The 25,564-nt window shown below is 34.3% G+C and carries 18 protein-coding genes; 15 read left to right on the forward strand and 3 right to left on the reverse strand.

Annotated elements, in window-relative coordinates; genetic code table 11:
- Positions 1–139: 139 nt before the first annotated feature.
- The 10 genes from AC3ITQ_RS19110 to AC3ITQ_RS19155 all read left to right on the forward strand — a co-directional run bounded on the left by AC3ITQ_RS19110 (position 140) and on the right by AC3ITQ_RS19155 (position 16,131).
- The gene (locus AC3ITQ_RS19110; RefSeq protein ID WP_489235724.1) at positions 140–4,288 is read left to right on the forward strand and encodes a hybrid sensor histidine kinase/response regulator; all 4,149 of its coding nucleotides are present in this window, start codon (positions 140–142) and stop codon (positions 4,286–4,288) included.
- Between the two features lie 439 nt (positions 4,289–4,727).
- Positions 4,728–7,832 carry a SusC/RagA family TonB-linked outer membrane protein gene (locus tag AC3ITQ_RS19115; protein ID WP_489235725.1) on the forward strand — a complete coding sequence of 1,035 codons (3,105 nt, stop codon included), beginning with the start codon at positions 4,728–4,730 and terminating at the stop codon, positions 7,830–7,832.
- A 60-nt stretch (positions 7,833–7,892) separates the two neighbouring features.
- Complete coding sequence (locus AC3ITQ_RS19120) at positions 7,893–9,416, forward strand: RagB/SusD family nutrient uptake outer membrane protein (protein WP_489235726.1); 1,524 nt, start codon at positions 7,893–7,895, stop codon at positions 9,414–9,416.
- A 10-nt stretch (positions 9,417–9,426) separates the two neighbouring features.
- Positions 9,427–10,533, forward strand: a complete 1,107-nt coding sequence (locus AC3ITQ_RS19125; protein ID WP_489235727.1) for a hypothetical protein — start codon at positions 9,427–9,429, stop codon at positions 10,531–10,533.
- Positions 10,534–10,674: 141 nt separating this feature from the next.
- A complete protein-coding gene (locus AC3ITQ_RS19130; protein ID WP_489235728.1) occupies positions 10,675–12,066 on the forward strand; it encodes an endo-1,4-beta-xylanase in 1,392 nt (463 codons plus the stop codon).
- A gap of 53 nt (positions 12,067–12,119) precedes the next feature.
- Positions 12,120–13,052, forward strand: coding sequence for a glycoside hydrolase family 16 protein (locus AC3ITQ_RS19135; protein ID WP_489235729.1), 933 nt, complete (start codon positions 12,120–12,122; stop codon positions 13,050–13,052).
- Between the two features lie 575 nt (positions 13,053–13,627).
- The gene (locus AC3ITQ_RS19140) at positions 13,628–13,924 is read left to right on the forward strand and encodes a GNAT family N-acetyltransferase (RefSeq protein WP_375033154.1); all 297 of its coding nucleotides are present in this window, start codon (positions 13,628–13,630) and stop codon (positions 13,922–13,924) included.
- 11 nt (positions 13,925–13,935) lie between these two features.
- The gene (locus tag AC3ITQ_RS19145) at positions 13,936–14,556 is read left to right on the forward strand and encodes an alpha/beta hydrolase (protein WP_489235730.1); all 621 of its coding nucleotides are present in this window, start codon (positions 13,936–13,938) and stop codon (positions 14,554–14,556) included.
- A complete protein-coding gene (locus AC3ITQ_RS19150; protein WP_489235731.1) occupies positions 14,556–14,906 on the forward strand; it encodes a cupin domain-containing protein in 351 nt (116 codons plus the stop codon). The genes AC3ITQ_RS19145 and AC3ITQ_RS19150 overlap by 1 nt, the downstream gene beginning before the upstream one ends.
- Before the next feature lie 286 nt (positions 14,907–15,192).
- Positions 15,193–16,131 carry a ring-cleaving dioxygenase gene (locus AC3ITQ_RS19155; protein ID WP_489235732.1) on the forward strand — a complete coding sequence of 313 codons (939 nt, stop codon included), beginning with the start codon at positions 15,193–15,195 and terminating at the stop codon, positions 16,129–16,131.
- A gap of 176 nt (positions 16,132–16,307) precedes the next feature.
- Here the strand turns inward: AC3ITQ_RS19155 and AC3ITQ_RS19160 are convergent, their stop codons facing one another.
- The 3 genes from AC3ITQ_RS19160 to dinD form a co-directional block, all read right to left on the reverse strand.
- Positions 16,308–16,730, reverse strand: a complete 423-nt coding sequence (locus AC3ITQ_RS19160; RefSeq protein WP_489235733.1) for a hypothetical protein — start codon at positions 16,728–16,730, stop codon at positions 16,308–16,310.
- Between the two features lie 68 nt (positions 16,731–16,798).
- Entirely contained in the window at positions 16,799–17,221 is a 423-nt protein-coding gene (locus tag AC3ITQ_RS19165; RefSeq protein ID WP_489235734.1) for an MgtC/SapB family protein, read from the reverse strand.
- A 151-nt stretch (positions 17,222–17,372) separates the two neighbouring features.
- On the reverse strand, positions 17,373–18,257 hold the full coding sequence (dinD, locus tag AC3ITQ_RS19170; RefSeq protein WP_489235735.1) for a DNA damage-inducible protein D: 885 nt from the start codon (positions 18,255–18,257) through the stop codon (positions 17,373–17,375).
- A 225-nt stretch (positions 18,258–18,482) separates the two neighbouring features.
- Between dinD and ppsA the strand changes: the two genes are divergently transcribed.
- The 5 genes from ppsA (at position 18,483) to AC3ITQ_RS19195 (ending at position 25,556) form a co-directional block, all read left to right on the forward strand.
- The gene (ppsA, locus tag AC3ITQ_RS19175; protein WP_489235736.1) at positions 18,483–20,921 is read left to right on the forward strand and encodes a phosphoenolpyruvate synthase; all 2,439 of its coding nucleotides are present in this window, start codon (positions 18,483–18,485) and stop codon (positions 20,919–20,921) included.
- A 58-nt stretch (positions 20,922–20,979) separates the two neighbouring features.
- A complete protein-coding gene (locus AC3ITQ_RS19180; protein WP_489235737.1) occupies positions 20,980–22,170 on the forward strand; it encodes a PAS domain-containing sensor histidine kinase in 1,191 nt (396 codons plus the stop codon).
- Positions 22,163–23,212, forward strand: coding sequence for a response regulator (locus AC3ITQ_RS19185; protein WP_489235738.1), 1,050 nt, complete (start codon positions 22,163–22,165; stop codon positions 23,210–23,212). Before AC3ITQ_RS19180 ends, AC3ITQ_RS19185 begins: the two co-directional genes overlap by 8 nt.
- 156 nt (positions 23,213–23,368) lie before the next feature.
- A complete protein-coding gene (locus AC3ITQ_RS19190; protein ID WP_489235739.1) occupies positions 23,369–24,199 on the forward strand; it encodes a restriction endonuclease in 831 nt (276 codons plus the stop codon).
- A 1-nt stretch (position 24,200) separates the two neighbouring features.
- Positions 24,201–25,556 carry an MBL fold metallo-hydrolase gene (locus AC3ITQ_RS19195; protein ID WP_489235740.1) on the forward strand — a complete coding sequence of 452 codons (1,356 nt, stop codon included), beginning with the start codon at positions 24,201–24,203 and terminating at the stop codon, positions 25,554–25,556.
- The last annotated feature ends 8 nt before the right edge of the window (positions 25,557–25,564 follow it).

A 25,564-nucleotide genomic window follows, 5' to 3' on the forward strand; every position in this document is an offset into this window, starting at 1 on the left:
ATAATCGAGCTCAGGTTTTTGGCAATATGATAAAATTTACATCTAAAAAGTATAATTCCTATTTAGTTTTATTAATATTGTTTATTGCACTTAAAACAAAAGGGGATTTTCAGCTGGAATTGATCAATACAACCATTAAATGAAAAATATTATATATACTCTTGTATGCTATTTTATATGTCTAAATTGTCTGTTTTCTCAAGATAAATTTGACAACTACCAATTTAGAAGTATACAGGAAACTACTTCAAAAAGAGCCATTTCCTCGATTATTCAGGATAAGAATGGTTTTATTTGGATAGGTACAAACGGTAAGGGCTTGTATCGATATGATGGTGTAAATTATTTTGGATACGAATACAACAAAAAGCCCGGTTCCATAAACAGTAATTTCATTTATGCAACCTTTATTGATTCTGATAATAACTTATGGATTGGTACTGATGATGGTTTATGCCTATACAACAGGGATTTAGATAATTTTACCAAAATAAATATTGAAGATGTAATTAGAAAAGGGTATGACGAACCCATTACTGTAAAAACAATTATTCAGGATAATAACGGCAATTTAATCTTAGGTACTTACGGTTTTGGATTATTTAAACTCAATATAAAAACTTTAAAAGCCTCTCTAATTCCGTCAAAGGTGTTGGAAAAATTTAATTTTCTAATAAAATCTTCAGTAAAAAATAAGAACGGAATTATTTATTTAGGAACAAGTTATGGCCTCTTAGAGCTCGATTTAAACGGAAAAATTAAACAGGTTTATAAAGATAAATTTAAAAGAGAACCTTTATTAGATGACATCGAAAATCTTGTTATAGATAAATTTGGATACATATGGCTTGGAACGACTGAAAACGGTCTGATAAAAATTAAGCCTGAAACAGATAATTACCAATTCGAAAATTATTCTATTACCAAAAACAAAATCTTATCGATTATAGAAAGCAGTCACGGTTATATAATTTGTGGCACCGAAAATGACGGATTATTGGTTGTAAATTACAAAGGTCAAGTACTGCAAAAATACCTGCACAGTAAATACAATGACTTTAGTTTAAAATCTAATTCGGTTTGGTCACTATTCGAAGACAAAGAAAAGAGGCTTTGGTTAGGCTATTTTAATAAAGGACTTGGCGTATTTGACAAACCCAATAACAAATTCAACTCTCTTGAATCGCAAGTAAACAACAACAATTCTTTACAAACCAGCTATGTAACTTCGGTTATAAAAGATAAAAAGGGTAATCTATTAATTAGTAATGAAGGCGGAGGCCTCGACATTTATAATCTTATCAATAAAAGTTACATTCATGTAAACAAAAACAATCAAAACTACTATTCCGGATTAGATGCTACTGATATTCAGACTATATTTTTAGACAGTAAGCAAAATATCTGGATAGGAAGCTGGGATCGTGGAATCTTCTTTTTAAAAAATGGCACTACACGATTCATAAACTACAATACAGCAAATACAGCAGGTTTAAAATCGAATCGGATTTTTAGTTTTTCAGAAGATTCTAAAGGCAGAATCTGGATTGGAACTTTTATAAAAGGATTGCATTATTTTGATAACAAGAACAATACATTTATTCATTGTGATTCAAAATCTTTTGTAGACAATGCTTTAGATAACGCTTTTATCCGTAAAGTTTTTGTAGACTCTGATAATGTTTTGTGGGTAGGAACGATCTTGGGACTATATCAGGTAAGTTTAAAAGACGACTCTGATTTTAAAGTGATCAAAATGCGCGATGATATGTTTAAAGACAAAACGAAATATAATAGTATTCAGACTATTTTATCGATCTATGAGTCCAATGATAAAAAAATATGGATAGGAACAGATGGTGAAGGATTATTTAATTATAATAAAAAAGACAAGACATTTTCAAACTATAATAATTTTCCGGGTTTTAAGGAAAAATCTGTTCGTGCTATAATTTCTGACAACAATGGTTCTTTATGGATAAGCGGCGGATCCGGATTAACAAAACTCGATTTTAAGAATAAAAAAAGTACCAATTTTAATAAAGATGATGGTCTTATCGACAATGATTTTAATAATAATGCAGTCTTTAAAGATGGAAATGGAGAACTGTATTTTGGCAGTTACGAGGGAGTAAATTATTTTAATCCTAACGAGATCAAAAAAACAGAGAAAGCACCAAAATTGTATTTCAGTGATTTCAAATTATTCAATCGATCCATAAAACCTAATGAAGATGCCTCACCCTTAACCAAAGTAATTTCTCAAACTAAAGAAATTACACTTAACTACACTCAATCTGTTTTTACAATTGAATATGTTGGAATTAACTATAATTATTCTAAAAAAAATCAATATGCCTATTACCTTGAAGGTTTTGAAAAGGATTGGAATTATGTAGGGAATAACAGAACAGCAACTTATACCAATCTGGCGCCGGGTAATTATACTTTTAAAGTAAAATCGGCCAATGCAGATGGTTCCTGGAGCAATACTGCATTAAAACTAAAAATAAAAATCCTGCCACCGTGGTGGAAAACCTTTTGGGCTTATTTACTATACGCAGGTGTTCTAATTTTCCTGATTAGATATTTCAATAAAATTTATCAAAATCGTTTTAAAGCCGCACAGGCAATAATTTTAGAAAGAGAAAAGAATATTCAATCAGAGAAATTAAATAATAATAAATTACAGTTTTTCACGAATATCTCACATGAATTCAGGACTCCGTTAACGCTTATTATTAATCCTTTGGAAGATATTTTAAGAAGCAAAAATCTATCTCCTGAAATACATAATAAATTAAAAATTGTACACAAAAGTTCGGATAGACTTTCGAGACTGATCAATGAGCTTATGGATTTTAATAAACTAGAGTTTAATAAAATTTTCCTTCAGGCTAAGAAAATCGAAGTCGTAGCATTTGCACAAGGAATTATTGGCTACTTTGATGAAGAAGCTGCTGCCCGAAATATTACTATTAATTTTGAATCAGCATTTGAAGAACTTGAAGACTGGCTAGATCCCAAAATGCTGGAAAAAATACTCTTTAATATTATTTCAAATGCATTTAAATTTACACCGGATCATGGTTCTATTACTATCTCGATAGACAAATCGAGTCCTGATAATTCGTTGTTAATTAATGGCAATAGCGTTCCTTCTTTTTCAATAATAATTACAGATACCGGCTCCGGAATTCATAAAAAAGATCTAAAAAGAATATTTGACCGGTTTTATCAGGTCAATAATGTAAATAAAGATTACTACGGCAGTACCGGAATTGGTTTAGAGGTCGTTAAAGAATTTATTGAGCTGCATAAAGGAAGAATTGATGTTGAAAGTCAGTTAGGACAAGGCACAAAATTTACGGTAACCTTTCCTTTAGGCAAATCTTTTTATAAGAAAAGCGAAATAGTGGACGAAGTTTTTAAAGTAGAAAAAAATAAAAATCAATTTCTGTCTGAATCTCTTAATCATTTATCTGAAGACAATGATTTTACAAATGAACCTCTCGAAAATACTGTTGTAGAAACTGCAAAACCATACACTGTTTTAATTGTTGAAGACAATCCTGAATTAAGAAATTATCTTAAGGAAGAACTAAGCAAATCCTATAAGGTTATTGCAGCCGAAAATGGTCAGAAAGGTTATGAACTTGCTGTTCAGAAATTACCTGATCTAATAATTACAGACGTTATTATGCCGGTAATGGATGGGTTGCAATTGTGTAAAAACATAAAAGGCGATTTAAAAACAAGCCATATTCCTTTATTAATGCTCTCTGCAAAAGCAATGGTAAAAGACAGATTAGAAGGTATCGATTCTGGCGCTGATATGTATTTGAGTAAACCATTTGAATTAGATATTTTAAAATCGAGTCTGGCACAGCTTATTACAAGCAGGCAAATCATGTTTAAGAAATTTTATAGCGGAATCACAAAAGATGGTAAAGAAAAAACAACTTCACTCGATAATGATTTCATTCAAAAGATTTTGCATTTTATCAACGAAAATATCAGTGAACCTGAGTTGACTGTAGAATTACTGTCTTCTAAGATTTTCTTAAGCAGAAGTCAGCTGTATCGAAAAATAAAAACATTAACAGGCGTTTCAGTTAATGAGTTTATCAGAAACGTTCGACTAGAAAAAGCAAAACAACTGATCGAAAAAGGAAACAATAATATTAATGAAATAAGTTATAAAGTAGGATTTACTTCTCCCTCCTACTTTGCTAAATGTTATAAAATTAAGTACGGATATCTGCCAACGCAAGAAAAAAAGAATTAAAAAAAGTACGGGCGTTAAAAAAATAAGTAAAAAGAGCTTCTGTTTTTATCAACAGGAGCTCTTTTTTTTGTAAGTCAATATTTTCAAAAAGCCCTTTATTTGAATTACAATAAAAATCACATAAACAAAATATTTTAGCCTTTTTTCTAGATAAACGATATTTTTAAAGCATATTTTTTAGCAATACCTCAGTTGTGCTTTTACTACTATAATTAGCTTATTTAGCCAGAACATCGTTTTCGCTCTCCTTTTTTGCATCATTTGTTGCACAATATGCTTCATCTGTTCTACAACTGCATACCCCTACATTTTACTTTCGTTAAGAAATATTTAAGAAATAATTCTATTGTCTTAACTCAGATAGTAGACCATGGTATTAAATGTTTTTGAAGACCAAAAATTGACTAATTATTTAAACTAAACTCTAACAACCAATTTTATGCAGAAAAGAACATTAAAAAAACTATTGTGTTTAATAGTATTGATGTGGGGAAATTTTTTCTTCGCTCAAACTGTTAAAGGAAAAGTAACGTCAGGCGGACTCGGATTACCCGGTGTTGGTGTAATCGTACAAGGGACAAAAAATGCAACAACTACCGATTTTGATGGTGGATTTGTTTTAAACAATGTAGATCCAAAAAGCACATTAATCTTTAGTTATATAGGCTATAAAAATGTAACCTTGCCAGCAGACACAAAATCGATGATGCAGGTCGTTATGACTAATGAACTGGAAAAATTAAATGAAGTAGTCGTAATTGGATATGGAACTTCTAAAAGGAAAGATATCAATGGCGCCGTTTCATCAATTAAAGCTTCGGAAATTCAGGACAAACCCTTTACTTCTCTCGATCAGGCTCTTGTAGGTAAAGCAGCAGGTGTAAATGTTACTCAAAATTCTGGTACACCGGGAGGAGGAATTTCAGTTCAAATTCGAGGAATTACTTCTATTAATGGTAATGAACCATTATATGTTATTGATGGAACCCCGGTTTTTGCGGACAAAAACAACGACTCCTTTTCATTTAGCGCATTAGGTGGAGGAAACGGACAAACTAAAAACTCGGCTTTATCAGGATTGAATATCTCGGATATCGAAACTATTGATATTTTAAAAGATGCATCAGCAACGGCAATATATGGTGCAAATGGTGCAAACGGTGTCGTTTTGATCACAACCAAAAAAGGAAAAAAAGGAAAATCAAAGCTAACCTATGAAACCTATATGGCTACTCAGGCAGTAACCAACACTGTTGATGTTTTAAACTTACCCCAATATGCTGCCTATCAGGCAAAAATTTTCAAATTAAACGGTGAGCCTGTTCCGTATCAATATCAAAAGCCTGATTTATTAGGACAGGGAACAAACTGGCAGGATGAACTTTTTAGAACAGCTACTATGTATAATCATCAGCTGTCATTCTCAGGTGAAAAAGAAGGAACACGTTACTATACCTCTTTAAATTATTTTGATCAGGAAGGAATTGTTTTGAATTCAGATTTTCACAGATTATCTATGCGATTAAATGTAGATTCTAATGTAAAATCATGGCTAAAGATTGGTAATAACTTATCGGTAAGCAAATCATCTCAGCAGGTAGTCCGAAATGATGACCGAGGCGGTTTAGTAATGAACACCTTAAGACAATCACCGGAATTACCGGTTAGATCAGCTGATGGTTCTTATGCAGGACCAACAACTGGTTTGGGCTCTTCGGCAAATGAAGCGACTAATCCAATTGCTTTGTCGGAATACAACAATGCTACTACAGAAAGATTTAAAATTAATGGTAATTTATTTGCTGATTTTACGATTATCAAAGGGTTGGTTTTTAGATCTGAATTGGGTTATGACCTGAATTTTGCAAAAAGCAGCACTTTCGTACCAAAATATACTCTAGGAACTGTATCTGAACTTTTAAATAAATCATTTAAGCAGCAGGATCAAAGCTATTACTGGAATATTAAAAATTATCTAACCTATAATAAGACGATAAACGATAATCATAATTTTACTTTCCTATTAGGTCAGGAAGCACAAGAAAGCCGTTACGAATATTTAAGCGGTTACAGAACAGGTGAGTTTTTAAATAAAGATTTTACGAACTTAAATATTGGTGATATTGATACTGCTCTTAACGGAAATGGTTCTGGAAGATGGTCTATGGCCTCTTATATTTCAAGATTAAACTATAGCTTTTCTGATCGATATTCTTTTTCTGCTTCTTTAAGAGCAGATGCTTCATCAAATTTTGGTCCTAATAACAAATGGGGTTATTTCCCTTCATTTTCAGGAGGATGGACAGCAAGTAACGAAAAGTTCTTTGAGCCTTTATCCAATACTATAAATTATTTAAAATTTAGAGTGGGTTACGGTTCGGTTGGAAATCAAAATATTCCACCAAATAGATATGACACTATGTTAACATTAACCTCCTCTCCATTTGGAGGCGTTTCTCCAACAATTGATAATTTAGGTAATCCTGATGTTAAATGGGAATCTCTTAAGTCTTTCAATGCCGGTTTTGAATTAGCATTATTTAACAACAGAGTAAAAGTAGATTTTGATTATTATATTAAAAATTCTTCTGATTTCCTTACCAAACAAATCAATGACGAATCCAATCAAAGTGCTCTTAACTTGTATTTTAATACAGGTGAAATTGTCACTAAAGGAGTAGAATTTACATTGAACACAAGAAATATTGTAACCGAAAATTTTACCTGGGACAGTACCCTTATTTTATCAAAATACAATAATGAATTAACTTCTTTTCAAAATGAGGGCCAATATTTATTAGGAAAAGTACAGTTCGATGCCTATACCGTTACTAAAACAATAGCAGGACAGCCAGTAGGTCAATTTTATGGATATGTTACCGACGGATTGTTTAAAAATGCTGCCGACTTAACTGCAGGACCAACTCAGGAAACAGGAACCGGAATTGGGGATATTCGTTTTAAAGATCTTAATCAGGATGGAAAAATTGATGCTAAAGATCAAACAGCTATAGGAAGTGCAATTCCTGATTTTACGTATTCGTTCACCAATAATTTGAGATACAAAAACTTTAATTTTTCAGTTGTATTAACAGGAAGCGAGGGTAACGAAATTTATAATTTTACGCGCCATTATACTGATGGTGTTTACCCTGGATTTGGAGACCGTTTTGGAAATGTTACAACTCAGGCACTGCAGGCTTTTGAACCTGGAGTAAATGAAAATACTGATGTTCCGAGAATCACTCTTAATGATCCAAATGGGAATGGCAGAATTTCAAATCGATTTGTAGAAGATGGTTCTTATTTAAGAATTCAGAATGTTTCTTTAAGCTATGACTTACCTGAAAAGATATTCGAAAAATCTATTTTCTCTAAAGTTAGATTATATGCCAATGTCCAAAATCTATACACATTTACAAAATACTCTGGTTTTGATCCTGCCCTTGGAAATTTAGATCAAAATATAACCTTGAGTGGTATTGATTTGGGTAGGTATCCTGTGCCAAGAACGATTTCTATTGGAATGAATTTAGAATTCTAAGATTTATAAAAAACACATTTAACTTAATGATTCATAATCGTTAACATAAAAAAAATAGTTATGAAAAAACTTTTTAAACTTTTTTTGATGGGAATGCTAATACCATTGCTGTCTTTATTTTCCTGTTCAGATGATTTTTTGGATGCACCATCTGAAAACCAATTGACCCCGGCTGATTTACCCGAAGGCATTACTGCTTTTGATGGGATAGCTGAGAGTTTGTACTTCAAGCCGTGGTTTACTTTTAATGATAAATTCCTGATTGCTGTAGGAGATATGTATGCCGGAAATGCTTTTTCGTTTGATGGTGCGTACGCCCAATTTAAAGATGCACAGGTAACCTCGCAAAACCCAATCCTTGCAGAAGGATATGTTTCGTTATTTTCGGTTGTCGATCAGTCCAATAACCTAATGAAATTAGTTGAAGACCGAAAAAGTGAATTACCTGAAGCCTCTTATAAAAATGCCATAGCAATATCAAGATTTATGAGAGCAAATGCCTATTTCTATTTAGTTAGAACATTTGGTGCTGTTCCTATTATTAGTAAAGCAGGTTCTGCAAAACAACCAAAAAGGAATCTTATTTCAGATATCTATAAATTCATAAAACAGGATTTGGAATATGCCGTTCAAAATTTACCTGAAAAATCAGTGAAAAAAGGGTATGTTACTAAATTTGTTGCTATGGGTATTCTTGCAAAAGTGCATTTAACCTTAAATGAATATACAGACAGTGCCGCTTTAACCCAGCAAATTATTGGAAGCCAATATACTTTAATTCAGGATTACGGGAATTTATTTAGCAGTCCTGAAAATAACAATAGTGCCGAAAGCATGTTTGCCCTGCAATGGAAAGCAATTGCTACCGAATGGGGAACTCAAAATACCAATCAGGCGTATATCGTTCCCGGAGACACAGGAATAACCGGTGGCGGCGACGGCTGGGGAGTTTACCTCCCTTCTATTTCATTACAGGATGATTTTGAACCAAATGATACCAGAAAAAAGAACACCATCATGACAGATGGCGATTTTTATCCTGAATTGCTAAAAACTCAGGGCGGTTTCAGATATAAAAAAATATACTCTTCTACGGCAGCTAATTTCAGAAAATACATTGTCGGCTCTGCAGCTGAAAGAAACGATGTGTTTTTCATGAGAACATCACAAAACACCATTATATTAAGATATTCTGATGTTTTATTAATGCATGCCGAAGCTATTATGGGCGGAGCTGCTTCCACTACTTCTCCAGCTGCTTTAAGCTCTTTTAATGAAGTGAGATTGAGAGCAGGATTACCCGTTAAAACAGTACTTACAAGAGATGAACTGTTTAACGAACGAAGAGTTGAATTTGCACTTGAAGGACAGTACTTCTTCGATCTAAAACGTCGTGGCCTTGCCGAGGCAACAGCAATTATTTCACAGCAGGAAGTCGGTTTTTATTCTGACCCTGCCAGAACAGAATTAGTTTCCAGAAAGATAACCCCGGGAAACAATTATTTTGAATTGCCATTACCTCAATCTGCGATTGATACCAATCCATCATTATTAGAACCGCCAGTTCCTTTTAACTTCAACTAATTTTTATACTATGATCACTAAAATAAAATATAGCATTATAATTCTTTTGGCGCTGGCTTCTTTTACAGCTTGCCAAAATGATGATAATACAGTTACTGCAAATATAGATGCAATGGTTGCTGAACCCGGAGATTTACTTAACCAGGCCTTTCCGCTTAATAAAGTCAGAGTCGAAGGTAAAGGTTTGGCAGGATTAAAAAAGATTACACTGGACAATAAAATTAATATCAGTTTCAATCCAAATCATAATTCAGATAAAGCGTTCATTTTTACTGTTCCCTTTGATGAAAAATTAGGAAGTAGATTTGGTGTGCAGCCCATTACGTTTGTAACTGCTACTACTTCCTTTACAAAAAACATTGAGATTTTACAGCCTGTTCCTACCATTACAAAAACAATTCCGGCTGTAGCAACTCCGGGATTTCCTCTGGAAATTGAGGGAACCTGGTTTTATAATGTTTCTTCGGTTACTTTGGGAGGAAAAGCATTGACTTATACGCTAAAATCGTCTTCTTCAATTGTTATTGGTTTACCTGCAAATGCCGTTTCCGGATCAGAGCTGGTAATTACCACACCGGGCGGTACAGCAAAAAAGATAATAGAATTTGCTACACTAATCCTTGTATCTGATTTTGACGGGAATGGTGTAAGAAAAGATTGGTTCTCTTACGGTGATGTTGCCGCTTTTAATGCAAATACTGCTGGTGGCCCATCAGGTAATTACGCAACCTTTACGTGGTCTGGTTCGACTTCAAATGGCTACAACGGAAGCAGTGCCGGAGGAGGAAGCAGTTTCTTAAGCGCAACTAATACCGATGCTAAAAAAGCGTATATCGATATTGATATAAGTGCGAATGTTACAGGTGCTCAATTTGCCATTCAGTTAAATACTATTAACAATGACAACTATGCTTATAATTTTAAAGTTACGGATGTAAACTGGACGACCAAAACAATTTCAATAGCCGATTTTAAAGATAATTATGGTTTTGGCTCAAATACAGCAGCTACGTTGGATGTTTCTAAAATAAATGAAATCAAAATTGGCGTTATTCAGGATGACACTCCTAATCCAAGTGTAATTAAATTTGATAATATCAAGATTCGTTACCAATAATTGATGGTTGTACATTAAAAAAAAGAGGCTGTCCTAAAGCAGCCTCTCTACTAAGGTAAATCATACAATAAATAATAAAACAGAAACCATAAATAAGCGTATTCTCTCCAAGTAGAAGAATATTCTATAATACAAAACAGTATGAAAATTAAACTTTTACTAGTACTCACCAGCCTCTTCTTTTTTTTAAGTGCCTGCTCTAAAGATGACAGCGAAGTCGCTGATACTTTAGAAACTCCAACAGCCAACCCGGCAAAAGACGTGAACGACGGCGGTTTTAGAGCTAAATGGAATTACGTTTCCAATTCAAAAACTTATCTTTTGGATGTTTCAACCAGTGAAAATTTTGCAACACTTATACCTAATTACAATTCAAAAGAAGTTACGGACTTAAACGAAGTTGTAGTTGGTTTAGCAGGAGGCACGCAGTATTACTACAGAGTGAGAGCAAAAAACGAGACACAAATTTCAGATTATTCAAATGTTATTAGTGTTGTAACTACAGGTTCCAGCAATATCCCTGAAGATCCAACTTTCCTAAAAGTAAAAGCTAATAAACTGACTAATCCCTTTTTTATTGGTATGGCAATAAAGGCTTCGCAATTAACCAGCGGAAGCCCTTATGATATTATTTTAAAAAATGAATTCAGCAGTATTTCTGCCGAATACGAAATGAAAATGGATCAGATTTCTACCGCAAGTGGTGTTTATAACTGGACTGTGGCAGATAAAATTGTGGCTTACGGAAATGCCAATGGTATCAATGTTCACGGTCATGCTTTGGTATGGCATAATTCAGTACCACAATGGTTAAAAGATTTTTCTGGTACTGATGCCGAATTTAAAGCAGAAGTAAAAAAATACATTACGGCGGTAGTTACTCATTATGCAGGAAAAGTAAAATCATGGGATGTAGTTAATGAAGCAGTGGATGACAATGGCGGCACTATGAGAAATACAATTTTTCTGCAACGAATGGGTGCCAACTATGTAAAAGATTGTTTTCAATGGGCAAAAGACGCAGCAACTGCAGCTGGTGATAACTCTCTATTGTTGTTTTATAATGATTATGCAACCTCAACTAATATCCCAAAACAAGATAAAGTTTTTAGCATTGTTGACGATTTAAAAGCAAGTAATCTTATTGATGGTGTTGGTTTTCAAATGCATAATACTTATTTAAGCCCAACCAAAGCGCAGATAGAAACTGACATTAACAAAGCTGTAGTAAAAGGCCTGAAAATCCATGTTTCAGAATTAGATATACAGGTAAATCAGTCTAATGACATCTCGACTTTTACAAATGAAAGAAGGTTAGCCCAAAAGGAAAAATACAAAGAAATTGTAAAAATCTATAACGCTCTACCGGCTGCTAATAAATATGCCTTAACCGTTTGGGGCATGAAGGATAATGAGTCATGGATTCCATTTAGTACAGAACTTAACCACCCAGGAAATGACTGGCCTTTATTGTACGATTCGAATTTTGCAATTAAAAGCTCGCATACTGGATTTCTGGAAGGTTTAGATTAGTTTTTTGAAAATAATACTTTACTACAACTATTAATTAACCAAAAAAGAAAATTATGAAAAAATTAAATTTGTTCGCATTAGCAGTGACATGTGTATTAGGTTTAGGATTTACATCCTGCGCAGAAGACACAAGTCCAATAGCAAAAGACCAATCAGCAGGTGCTAGTACAAATACAAAAAACAGTACAGGCAAAGTAGCTGCTGCACCATGGGTCAAACAATTTGAAGATACATTTAACGTTGGCTCAAGCCTGTCACAATGGACCAAAGAGCAACGAGCGGATTATAATTCGTGGTATTGTGACTATGCTAGCTCTGTGCCAACTACGCAATGGCGAGATGGAAGACAATGTTTAGAAATCAAGACTACAAAATTGAGCACGTACAAATATCAGTCTGGGTTCATAACTTCTAATTACCAATACAAACCGGAAAACAATACAGAGTATATGCTTTCTGCCAATATTAAATTAATAGCGATGGATGGTGGTACTTACAAGTCTTTCACAGATACGTATGGTGCCTGGCCTGCCTTTTGGTCTGTACAGGGAAATGCCTGGCCAACCAAAGGAGAAATTGATATCATGGAAGGTTATTCTTTTGCTCCTAATGCAAGTCGTTTTACTTCAAATATTTTTTATGGAACTTCTAGCGGAACAAACTTATTAGGAAATGCTGCAGAAAGAAACTATCCTGGTAGTTTTAATATAAACGCAAACGGCGGATGGCATTTATATGAATCCTTTTGGAAGATGAAAAACAATGTCGTAACAGTTACTATTATGGTAGACAATGTAACAGTTGCAACGTATACCAATAGTAGTACCGCCAATCTTAATCTCAATAATTTCGGACCCCACTCGATTATGTTAAATATGAACGTTGGATCTAAAGACTCCAATTTTATTGATCCCAACAAAATTAACTTATTTACAAGTGCAATGATGTGGGTAGATGATGTAACAGTCTACAAAAGACCAATATAATTTGTACTATCGTTGCAATTATCCAAAATTACTTAAAAATATACAAGACACAGTAGTTTAAGATGTGATATAGACACGTGTTTAGGCGATTAAATTCAAATCCTGCTCTCCCCAAGAAAAAGGAAAAAGAAGAAAAGGCAAACTTTTTTTCAATCTTTTAAAAAAGCCAAAATCGTGCAAAAACCTGTAAATCTAAGGATTCGCAGGTTTTTTTGCTTTATGGCAGTTTTTAAAATAATATGCGGCTACTTAAACCGCAATCCCTTCCTATCGCCTGAAGAATTTCCTGTTTGCCCAACCTTAAAAGAATACAAGATTACTATTTTTCTTAATCTACATTAATCAACAGGCTTTCGAAGTTTCTGTAAGTTTGTAAAAGAAATTTAACAACTGAAAAAAAGAATTTAGAACTTTGATTCTGTCTGGAGCTACCATGATAACTCATTAATCATAACACATTAAAAACCAAGCTTAAACAGATTTAAAATTGCAGATTTATTATAATCATAGTATCTTTAAGAAAAGATTATTGATTCTCTTTTATCTGCTAAAAACAAAAATATAATTTAACATATATGGAAACTATCAAACTGGAATTAGACGAGAAAAAACATGGCGCTTTTAATCTTTATGTGGATGATAAAAAATTAGGCGAAATGACGGTCAGCATCAAAGATGATTTATTAACTGTTTACCATACTGGAGTTGAACCGGAAGGCGAAGGAAAAGGTTATGCTAAGAAACTTCTGGAAGAAATGACAACCTATGTACGTGCTAATAATATGATGGTTTTACCGCTCTGCCCTTACGTGCATGCACAATTCAAAAGACATCCGGATGAATATCAGGATATCTGGAAAAAACAATCTTAAAACATACTATTATGAACATAGAAACCCTAACAGGCGGTGTGACTTTAAATGAAGCTAAAAAGGCCTTAATTATGATTCACGGACGTGGAGCTGGTGCCCATGACATCCTTTCTATTGCAAAGCATCTTAAAGTTGACGATTTTGCATTGGTTGCACCGCAGGCAGAAAACAGAACCTGGTATCCATATTCGTTTTTAGCGCCTATTAACGAAAATGAACCTTCTTTTTCAAAATCATTAGAAGCCATTCATCAGGTTGTTGTGGCAGTTCAGCAAAACGGAATTGAAAAAGAGAATATCTATTTCCTTGGATTTTCACAGGGAGCTTGTCTTGCCTTAGAATTTACGGCCAGAAATGCCGCAAAATATGGAGGAGTTATAGCTTTTACAGGCGGACTTATAGGCGATAAAGTTTTTGAAGATCACTATGCCGGAAATTTCGAAAGCACTCCAATTTTCATCGGAACAAGCGATCCTGATTTCCATGTTCCGGTTGAAAGAGTAAATGAAACCGAAGCGCTTCTGCAAAAAATGGGTGCAGATGTTACCAAGAAAATCTACCCGAATATGGGACATACTATAAGTCAGGACGAGGTAGATTGTGCAAACGCATTGGTTTTTAATAAAAAATAATGATTACGATAACCCGGGTTTACAGCGATGCAAATGGCGAAAGTCATTTTGAAGATTTTGAAGTTCCATTAAAGAACAATGGTGATATCGGTTTTTTATCTGATGATGAACCGGTAAAGTCAATTGTCTTTAGAGAAGTTAGTCCTTCTTATGATTACGATTTTCATAATGCTCCAGATCGACAATATATTGTTTTATTGGAAGGTGGAGTCGAAATCGAAACTTCACTAGGAGAAAAAAGGACATTTGAAACAGGATCAATTCTACTGGTTGAAGACACCATTGGAAAAGGACATAAAACAAAAAATATTGAACCTAAACTTCGAAAATCAATATTTATAAAATTATAAATTGGAAAAAGTAGTCCCAGAAATGGGACTTTTAAATTACTAAGGTTTTCTAAATATAGGGAATGCAATTCTTCAAATTACGATATGTCGTAGGATTAAAAACCCAAATTAACAATAAACACCTTATTTACAACAACTTAATACATATGGAATATTATTTGGTTATTAATTGACAAATGAAAACTGAACTGCTTTTTATTTCTTAATCTAGGTTAATCGATGCAGAAGTATAACAGACGTAAATTTGTATAAGAAAATCAATAACAACTAAATAAATAAAAATACCATGGAAAATAAAATTTTAGGCTTACACCATATTACTGCAATTGCAGGTGATGCTAAACGCAATTTCAACTTTTACTCTAATATATTAGGATTACGTTTTATTAAAAAAACGGTGAATTTTGATGATCCGGGAACCTACCACTTTTACTTTGGAGATGAAGTTGGAAGTGCCGGAACCATCTTAACTTTTTTCCCTTGGGGAGAAGGAATTCAGCAAGGAAGAAAAGGTTCTGGAATGGCAACAGAAATTGGATATTCTGTTCCAAAAGGAAGCTTAGATTTCTGGCAAAAACGTTTTGAGCAATACAATGTTATTTACAATAAACCCGCTGAAAAATTCGGTGAAAAATATCTTACTTTCTTAGATCCGGATGGTTTAAAATTAGAATTAATCGAATCTAAAACTGGCGATGACAGAAAACCTTGGGAAACCGATGAAGTAAAAGCGGATGTAGCAACAAGAGGTTTTCATAACATTACTTTGACTTTAAACAGTATTAAAGCTACTGCTGCCATCTTAACTGATATTTTTGGTTACAAACTGATCGAACAAGATGTAAACCGTTACCGCTACGCCACTGATGCTGTAGAGAATGCAGCCATTGTTGACTTAGTGGAATTGGCTGAAGAAAAACGTGGCCATGTGGCAAACGGATCTGTTCATCACGTGGCTTTCCGTGTGCAAAATGATGAAATTTTAATGCATTTCCGTGAAAAAATTGAGGAATACGGATTGTCTATTACACCACAGATTGATAGAAACTATTTCCACTCTCTTTATTTTAGAGAACCAGGAGGAGTTTTGTTTGAAATCGCTACAGAAAATCCTGGATTTACTGTTGATGAAAGTTTAGAAGAATTAGGTAAAAACTTAAAACTTCCTGAACAATATGAATCAGACAGAGCTGCTATCGAGGCACATTTGGTTAAAATTAATTAATACTATAATCTCTTAATAATTTGTTATTAAAAGCTGTCTGTTTTTAGGCAGCTTTTTTTTTACATACTATACAAATAACATTATAAAATACTCATCGTTAATTGAATAACTTTGATTTATAGTATTTTATTGAATTAAAAGAATTTATTTCAATAAAAATGTTAATAATAAAAACACTATTTCAATTGGCTTAATGCATTTTCCAGTTTATTTTTTTCAAGTACATAGTCTGCTTCTAATGAATCAAGTTGAGGCTGTAGAGATGAATCATAATGTTCTATATGTGCAACAAACTCCTTGGTATACTTTACTTTTTTCTTTAATTGGTCAAGATTTTGCTGCGCTTTTGTAATATACGTGTTCATGTACTCGCGCTCATCCTGCGGGTGGGACTCTACTTCTTCTCTCTGCTGTTGAATAATCCGCTGTGCCGAATTAATTATACTGTCTGATTCTTTATTTAATAAGAACCACTTTCTAAGCATAGTATCATTGACACCCGAAATTTCATCCGGATCTATCTCTGTGTCGTTTTCTTTTTTCTGGCAGCTATATAGCAACGCAACAATAATAGCGAGTATGTAAAACTTTGTTTTCATGGTAGTACTTATTTGATTTTCCATACGATTATTACGTTAAAATTTAATTACTAAAGATTTAATCTACTTTACTTTCTATTTCTTAACCATCTTTCAACAGGTTCAAGAGCAGTATTAACAAATGTTACTAAAAAGGTGCACATTAAAGCTTCTATAAAATAACCTGAAGCAGCAATACACCCAATAGCAGCACTACACCAAATTGTAGCTGCAGAGTTTAAACCATGTACATTAGGTCCTTCTCTAAAAATAACTCCTGCACCCAGAAAACCAACTCCCATCACTACTTGTGCCGTAATTCTGGTAACATCAATATTTGGAGCGGTGGCAGCGACTTTTATAGATAATAATACAAAGGCTGCCGCACCTGTTGCTACCAGCATATTGGTTTTGAGGCCCGTTTCTTTATGATGCCATTGTCTTTCAAAACCAATAATTAATCCAGCGAACAATGCTATTATCAAACGAGTTAAAAATTCTATTGTAGTCAAAACATCCATTTTTTAAATTATTAAAACAATTGCTTTTTCGTCTATTGATATCTTAAACATTCAGATAAGTTTATCTTAATGCTTAAATATAAAACTATTAGATGTAAAACCACAATGATTTTCAAACTTTTAAACATTCATTTTAACTAAATCAAGATCTTATACTAGTACCTGTTTTCTTTTTAATATTATTTTTTTCTGATGTCAATTTTTTATCACGTTTTTGCTGCAATCTGATACTTTCCATTACAGGCATATTCTCTGGCACTATATTTCCGATTTCTTCAATTGCCTTACGTGCTTTTAACCCAACCGCAAAATGAATACTATTAGCCTCGGCACTATCCTGCACATTTTCATTATTTAGCTTTTCAGCGGTTTGGGTGACACGAAATAAATTGACTGCTAATTCTGTACTATCCATATGATCAAGAATATTTTCATCAGAATCAAGACCTCTGATCTCACGGATCGCTTTTACATCCAGACCCCCATACAGTCCTCTATATCCATGATTTTGAAAAAAAGCATAATCTGAAGGTTTGATAATACCTGCTTTGCTCGCGGCGCCCGCTAACTGAAGATTTCGCTTAGCCAGTTCTTTGCGGAGAAAATATCTTCGCTCTTTTACTATTTTAAAATTTTTACTTTTCTGCTGTTGGTTTAATTCCTGCAGACGAGCTTGTGTCGCAAAATAGGCTTGCCCAAGTGCTACCGGTTTTAAAGTAGAATCTGCATTTTGAATTATAAGATAACAGCCATAGCGTGATAATTTTACGTCTCCCCTATTTCTTTGCAAATCATTACCAACTGATTTTATTGCACTAAAATCTTTAAAATGTAATGCCGTCTCCTGATCAGTATTAATGCAGGCAGCCTTTGCTTTATCGACCACCTTAATAAATGAACTATACTTAGAGTACCCTAGTAATTTTGCTACATCCTTGGCACTCCAATACTCATTACCAGTCTTATCTGTTTTTCTAAGTTTCTCAAATACTGATATGCTTTTATATTGTGTTTTACTTGTTTCCATTTTAGTTCTTATTTAAAACTTGAAATTACTTTTCTAAACCTGACCATTAAGTAATCGAATATGACAAATTTCATCTATTATCTCAAATAGTAAAATGATCTGCGTCACTTGGTACAAATGTTCTAAATCGCAAAAGATGATTACGATCATTTCCATTTTTTTGCCATCGAACTATCTTTAATTCAAATTAAAACTATAGAGATGAGAGATTTGAAAATAATGAAAATGGAAAAATATACTTTAAAGTTTAGTCAGATCGGAATTAACGATATTAATAAAGTAGGTGGCAAAAATGCTTCTCTTGGAGAGATGTATAATAATCTTAGTCCTCATGGTATTAGAGTTCCCAATGGTTTTGCTATAACTACAACTGCTTACAAAGATTTTATAGAATACAATAAATTAGGTTTAGCACTGAATGAACTAATGCAACTTCTGGATAAGAAAGACTTTAGCAACTTAACCGAAATTGGTGAGAAAACAAGAAAGCTGCTATTTGATGCAAAATTTCCTCTGGATCTTCAAACCGAAATTTCAGACGCTTACTTCTCCTTATGTGAAAACCAAGATCTGGCAGTTGCAGTTAGAAGCAGTGCCACTGCAGAAGATCTTGCCAATGCAAGCTTTGCAGGGCAGCACGATTCATTTCTAAATATTAAAGGTACAATGCCTCTTATATACGCGGTTAAATGCTGTTTTGCATCACTCTATACAGACAGAGCCATTAAGTACAGGCTTGACAACGGTTTTGATCATGATAAGGTATTTCTTTCTGTAGGCATACAACAAATGGTTCGCTCAGATTTAGCTTGTTCCGGTATCGGATTTACACTCGAACCCGAGTCAGGATTCCTTGATGTGATTCATATTGCGGGAACCTGGGGTCTAGGTGAAACAATTGTACAGGGTACTGTAACTCCTGATGAATTTCTTGTATTTAAAAGATCCATTAAAAACAATAAAAAGGCTATTTTGCAGAAAAATCTCGGAGCAAAAAATAAGATGCTCATTTACAATGATAATTCATCGGGCATTAATTCAACGGTTTTAAAAATTACACCCCGAAAATGGTGCAATAAATTTGTACTTGACGACTCCGAAATTGAAAAACTCGCCAGATGGGCCGTTATTATAGAAGAACATTATAATAAACCAATGGATTTTGAATGGGCGAAGGATGGCTTAAATGGAGAGCTTTATATTATTCAGGCCAGACCAGAAACGGTACATTCCCTCGTAAAACCAATATCAATTACTACTTATAAATTAGAAAAAAAAGGAGTAGCACTGGTACAGGGCGAGGCTGTTGGAAACCGTATAATTTGCGGTACTGCAAGAATTTTATTATCGCCAAAAGAAGCTTCGACACTTCAAGGTGGAGAAATTCTGGTTACTAATTTTACCAGCCCGGATTGGGATCCTATCCTAAAAAAAGTAGCTGGAATCATTACCAATAAAGGCGGACGAACAAGTCATGCCTCTATAGTAGCCAGAGAAATGGGAACACCAGCCATTGTCGGAACGGGTAATGCCACTGAAATTATTAAAGATGGAGATCTTATTACCTTAAGCTGTGCAGAAGGAAAAACCGGTTATGTCTATGAAGGCAAACTAAAATACCTGCAAACAACTTCTCCTCTCAACAAAATAAAGCTTCCTGAAAAACCAAAAGTCCAGCTAATAGTTTCTGAACCAGAAAAAGCATTTGAATTATCATTTTATCCAAATGATGGCGTAGGATTACTCAGACTTGAATTTATTATAAGCCACAACGTTAAGATACATCCCATGGCGCTCATTCATCCGGAAAAAGTACTTGATGCTGATCAAAGTTTAGCGATAGCAGCACTCACACAGAATTACAGTTACAAACCAAATTACCTCATCGAAAAACTCTCACAGGGTGTCGCTACAATTGCTGCAGCCTTTTATCCCAAAGAAGTCATTGTAAGAATGAGTGATTTTAAAAGCAATGAATATTCTCAACTTCTTGGAGGCTCTTTTTTTGAGCCTCACGAAGAAAATCCAATGCTTGGTTTTCGCGGCGCTTCTCGTTATTACCATGAAAAATATCGTGAAGGATTCAGGCTTGAATGTGAAGCAATGAAAATAGTTCGGGATGAAATGGGACTTACCAATGTAAAACTCATGATTCCATTTTGTCGTACGCCCGAGGAAGGGAAAAAAGTAATCGCTCTAATGGAAGAATATGGTTTAAAACAGCATAATAATGGCCTTGAAATATATGTCATGGCCGAATTACCCTCTAACATTTTACTGGCTAAAGAATTTGGGGAAATTTTTGATGGTTTCTCTATAGGATCTAATGACTTAACGCAACTCACATTGGGTATAGATCGTGACTGTGAATTAATTTCAGATTTATTTGATGAAGAAAATGAAGCCCCTAAACAGATGATATTTCAAATGATTCATACAGCAAAAAATCTGGGAAAGAAAATTGGCCTTTGCGGACAGGCACCAAGTAACTCGCCAGGTTTTACCTTTTTTTTGGTTGCGGCAGGAATTAATAGTATCTCATTCAATTCAGATGCTTTAATAAATGGCATTAAAATTATAAATGCGGCTGTAAACACCTCTAAAATAAGAGATACAATGCCTGTTGAAATGACAATAGTACACTTCAATAAATTACACACATAAGAAACTGATTATCAAAAAACATTTCACGATATTTGTTATACCAAAAATCGATTGCGAAATGAAAAACCAGGCACTTTTAAATGCAATTATTGAAAATGCAATCGATGGAATAATCACAATTAACGAAAAGGGAATTGTTGAATCTATAAATCCTTCTGCCTGCCGGCTTTTTCTGTATAATCCTGAGGAAGTAATTGGTAAAAACATTTCACTGTTGATGCCATCCCCAGATAGAGAAAAACACGATTCTTATATAGAAAATTATAAATCTTCGGCAATTCCACATATTATTGGCCATGACAGAGATGTACTTGGACGGAAAAAAGATGGAAACATTTTTCCTTTCAGACTTGGAGTAAGCGAAGTAAAATTTGAAGGAGAAAGAATTTTTGCAGGTTTCATTCACGATATGAGCCATCAAAAAGAAGCGGAAAACCGCTTAATGCAATACACTCAGCACCTGGAAGAACTCGTAAAAGATCGCACACAGACATTAAATGAAACCATTGAAGCCCTAACCGTCACACAAGAAGAAGTTAGTAATACCCTCGAAAAAGAGAAAGAACTTAATAAAATTAAAAGCCGGCTTTTATCTATGGCATCTCACGAATTTAGAACACCGTTGAGCACTATTCAGCTCTCCACGTCCCTACTGCAGCGTTACGTAGAAAATATCGATAATCCGAAAATTGAAACCCATATTCGAAAAATCAAAAGCGCTATTGCAAATCTTACTGCAATTCTGGATGATTTTCTACTTCTTGAAAAGGCAGAATCAAATAAAATAACCTTACAGATAACTAGTTTTAATCTACAGGATTTTATCAAAGAAATTATAGGAGAACTGAAGCTCCTCACAAAAAAGAGACAAAAGATAATCAGTATCCCTAATACTGAAATTACATTGGTAAAACTAGACAAAAACCTACTCAAAAATTGTATTATTAATCTCGTATCTAATGCCATAAAATATTCTGGAGAAGAAACAGAAATCGAACTATCGACTTCTATAACTGATACTATAGTAACCATCAATGTAAAAGATAACGGCATTGGTATTCCCGAGGAAGATCATAAACATTTGTTTGAAGCTTTCTTCAGAGCGCATAATACAGGAAATATTCCAGGGACGGGTCTGGGACTTCATATTGTTTCACGCTATGTATCACTAATGAATGGAACCATTTCATTTAAAAGCGCCATTGATAAAGGAACCTTATTTACTATTGAATTGCCACGTTATGACTAAAATACTTATCATTGAAGATAATGACAATATCAGAGAAAATGTTGTTGAAATCCTTGAACTCTCCGGTTATGAGGTTTTTGCGGCAGCTAATGGAAAAACAGGAGTGGAAACAGCACTTAAAATATTGCCTGATCTAATACTATGTGATATTATGATGCCTGAACTTGACGGATATGGCGTTTTACACATTCTTCATAAACATCCTGAAACACAAGCAACACCTATTATATTTTTGACTGCCAAAGCGGAAAGAGCCGATATTCGTAAAGGAATGGAACTGGGAGTTGACGATTATCTTACCAAGCCATTTGATGATATTGAGCTCCTGAAGGCAATAGAGGCCAGATTGAAGAAAAAAGAAATGCAACAACTTTTTTATGGGCAGAGTGCCGAAAACCTCAACGCAGTTATTTCTAAAGAAGACGGGTTAGTAAAACTAAAAGAAATCATGCTTGATCGCAGTACGCGACATTATAAAAAAAATCAATATATTCATTACGAAGGCGATCATGTACTAGGGATCTATTACATCATAAGCGGAAAAGTCAAAACCGTAAAACTTACTCAAGAAGGACGTGAACTTATTACGGGTGTTTATAAAGAAAACGATTATCTGGATATTAGTATATTGTTTTCGAATGATACGTATAACGATACTACTATCGCACTCGAAGAAACGGTTTTAAGTTTTTTGCCAACAGAGCAGCTTGATAAACTTCTTTTTCTGTATCCTGATGTAGGTGCCAAATTCATAAAAATTCTCGCAAATGACATGCGGGAAAAAGAAGAACGATTGCTGCAGATTGCTTATATGTCGGTACGAAAAAGAATTGCCCAAGGCATTGTACACCTGCTAAAGCAACATAGCTCTGATGGAACCAGTATTAAATTTTCCAGAGATGATCTGGCAGCTTTTTCCGGAACTTCACCTGAAACTGTAAGCCGCACTTTAAGCGATTTTAAAGAGGAAGGGTTAATCGAAAAGACTTCCAGTACGATACATATCCTTAATTTAGAAAAACTAAGCAGAATAAAAAACTAAAAACTCAATTTATGATGAAGATCATATTCGTAAATGATTGTTGTCACCCTGTCTAGGGATAATCTATGGTAATTTTGATTTGACTATTTCAAAACAGATAAAATCTTATTTCCTTTTAATCAAAGTATTCTAATCGTCTTGTAAAACTCTTGAATAATGAAAGTAATTAAGCACTCAGGACATGTTGTACCTTTCAATATTGAAAAGTTAAAACTTTCTCTTCAAAAATCAGGTGCTGATCCTGATCTTATCAGGGAGTGCCTGGTACAGATACAGAATCAAATGTATGAAGGCATAACCACCAAGCAAATATACAAGCTGGCATTTGCGATCTTAAAAAAAGCATCAAACGGACATGCTGCGCGATATAACCTGCGCTACGCATTACAAATGCTTGGACCGGCAGGCTTTTTCTTTGAAAAATTCATATCCAGACTTTATGCCACCGAAGGTTATAAAACAAGGACAAATCTCACCTTGCAGGGAAAATGTGTATCGCATGAAGTAGATGTGGCACTGAAAAAAGAGAACAAAGTCTGGATGGTTGAATGTAAATTTCACAGCAGCAGAGAAGGCGCTTCAGATGTAAAAGTGCCGATGTATATTCTGTCTCGTTTTAATGATCTCAAAGCGAAACAGCATACTATTTTTAGCGGAAGCGAAAACATCGATTCCTGTATAATAGTAACTAACAACCGATTTACTAAAGATGCTGAAAATTTTGCCATCTGTAGTGGAATAACGCTCTTAAGCTGGGATTATCCTAAAAATGAAAGTATTAAAAATAAAATAGACAAAGGAGCACTCTACCCCATTACCTGTCTCACAACACTCTCAATAGTCGAAAAAGAAAAATTGCTTATTCTCGATCAGATACTTGTAAAAGATCTAATTAATGATTCGAAAAGTCTTCATAAAATAGGAATTAGTGAAAACAGGATTCGAAATGTACTAAAAGAAGCTTCACAAATTTGTAAACTTATTTAAAATGAAAGTAAAATTTATTGGAGGCGCCGGAACCGTAACAGGCTCAAAGACACTCATAGAAAGTAATGGTACCAGAATATTGATTGATTGTGGACTTTTTCAAGGCCTTAAAGCTCTGAGACAACTTAACTGGGAGCCCTTACCGGTTTTGCCTTCTACAATAGATTACGTACTTCTTACCCATGGTCACCTGGACCATTGCGGATGGCTTCCAAGATTGGTTGCACAGGGATTCACAGGTAAAATATATTGCACCTCTCCTACTAGAGATGTGGCCAAACTTGTTCTTTTAGATAGTGCTAAAATTCAGGAAGAAGAAGCCAATAAAGCCAACAAAGAACATTATTCTAAACATGAAAAGGCAGAACCACTCTACACTTTAGAGCAAGCTGAAGCTGTTCTTCCCTATTTTAAAATCGTACAACCAGATACTTCAACAGACATTTCTTCTGATATTACTGCTACTTATACTGGTGCAGGACATATTATTGGTGCCTGCACTATTACACTAATACTTGAAGGCAAAACTTTGGTTTTTTCAGGTGACATAGGACGTGATGATGATGTCTTGATGTTTCCGCCAACAAAACCCATACTAGGTGATTATCTTTTTTTAGAAAGTACTTATGGTAACCGTATTCATCCGGATCTGGATGCAAAAAAGGAGCTTGAAAACTATATCAATACCACTATAGAACAAAAAGGAACTGTTATTATTCCAGGATTTGCCGTTGAAAGAGCACAATCCATAATGTATTTGATATGGCAACTTAAAACGGAGGGCAGAATTCCAAATGTTCCTTATATTCTGGATACACCGATGGGTGCCAGTGTCCTGGATATTTTTTTACAGAATATGCAATGGCACAAACTCTCTGCTAATGACTGTCATGAAATGTGCAAAATGTTTAAAATAGTTTCTGAATACGAACAGACTATGCGAATAATTGAAGATCCTCAGCCGAAGGTAATCATTGCTGCTAGCGGAATGGCCACAGGAGGTCGCGTATTATCCTATTTCGAGCATTATATAGGTCTGGAGAAAACTATTGTTGTAATGGTAGGTTATCAGGCAGAGGGCACTCGAGGAAGAAGACTTCTTGAAGGTGCCGATGAAATTAAAATATATGGAAACTACTACAACGTAGAAGCTAAAATAGTTCAGATTGAAGGACTCTCTGCTCACGGCGATCAACAAGATCTTGTAAACTGGCTTTCAGCACTTAAAAATATTCCCAAATGTATCTATCTGGTACATGGAGAAAATCTTCCGGCAGATGAACTTCGAATTAAAATTCAGGATCGATATGGTTATAACTGCAGTGTTCCGCTTATAGGAAGTGAAGTAGAAATCTAGAAGATTTT

This window comes from Flavobacterium sp. KH_001 (assembly GCF_057840745.1).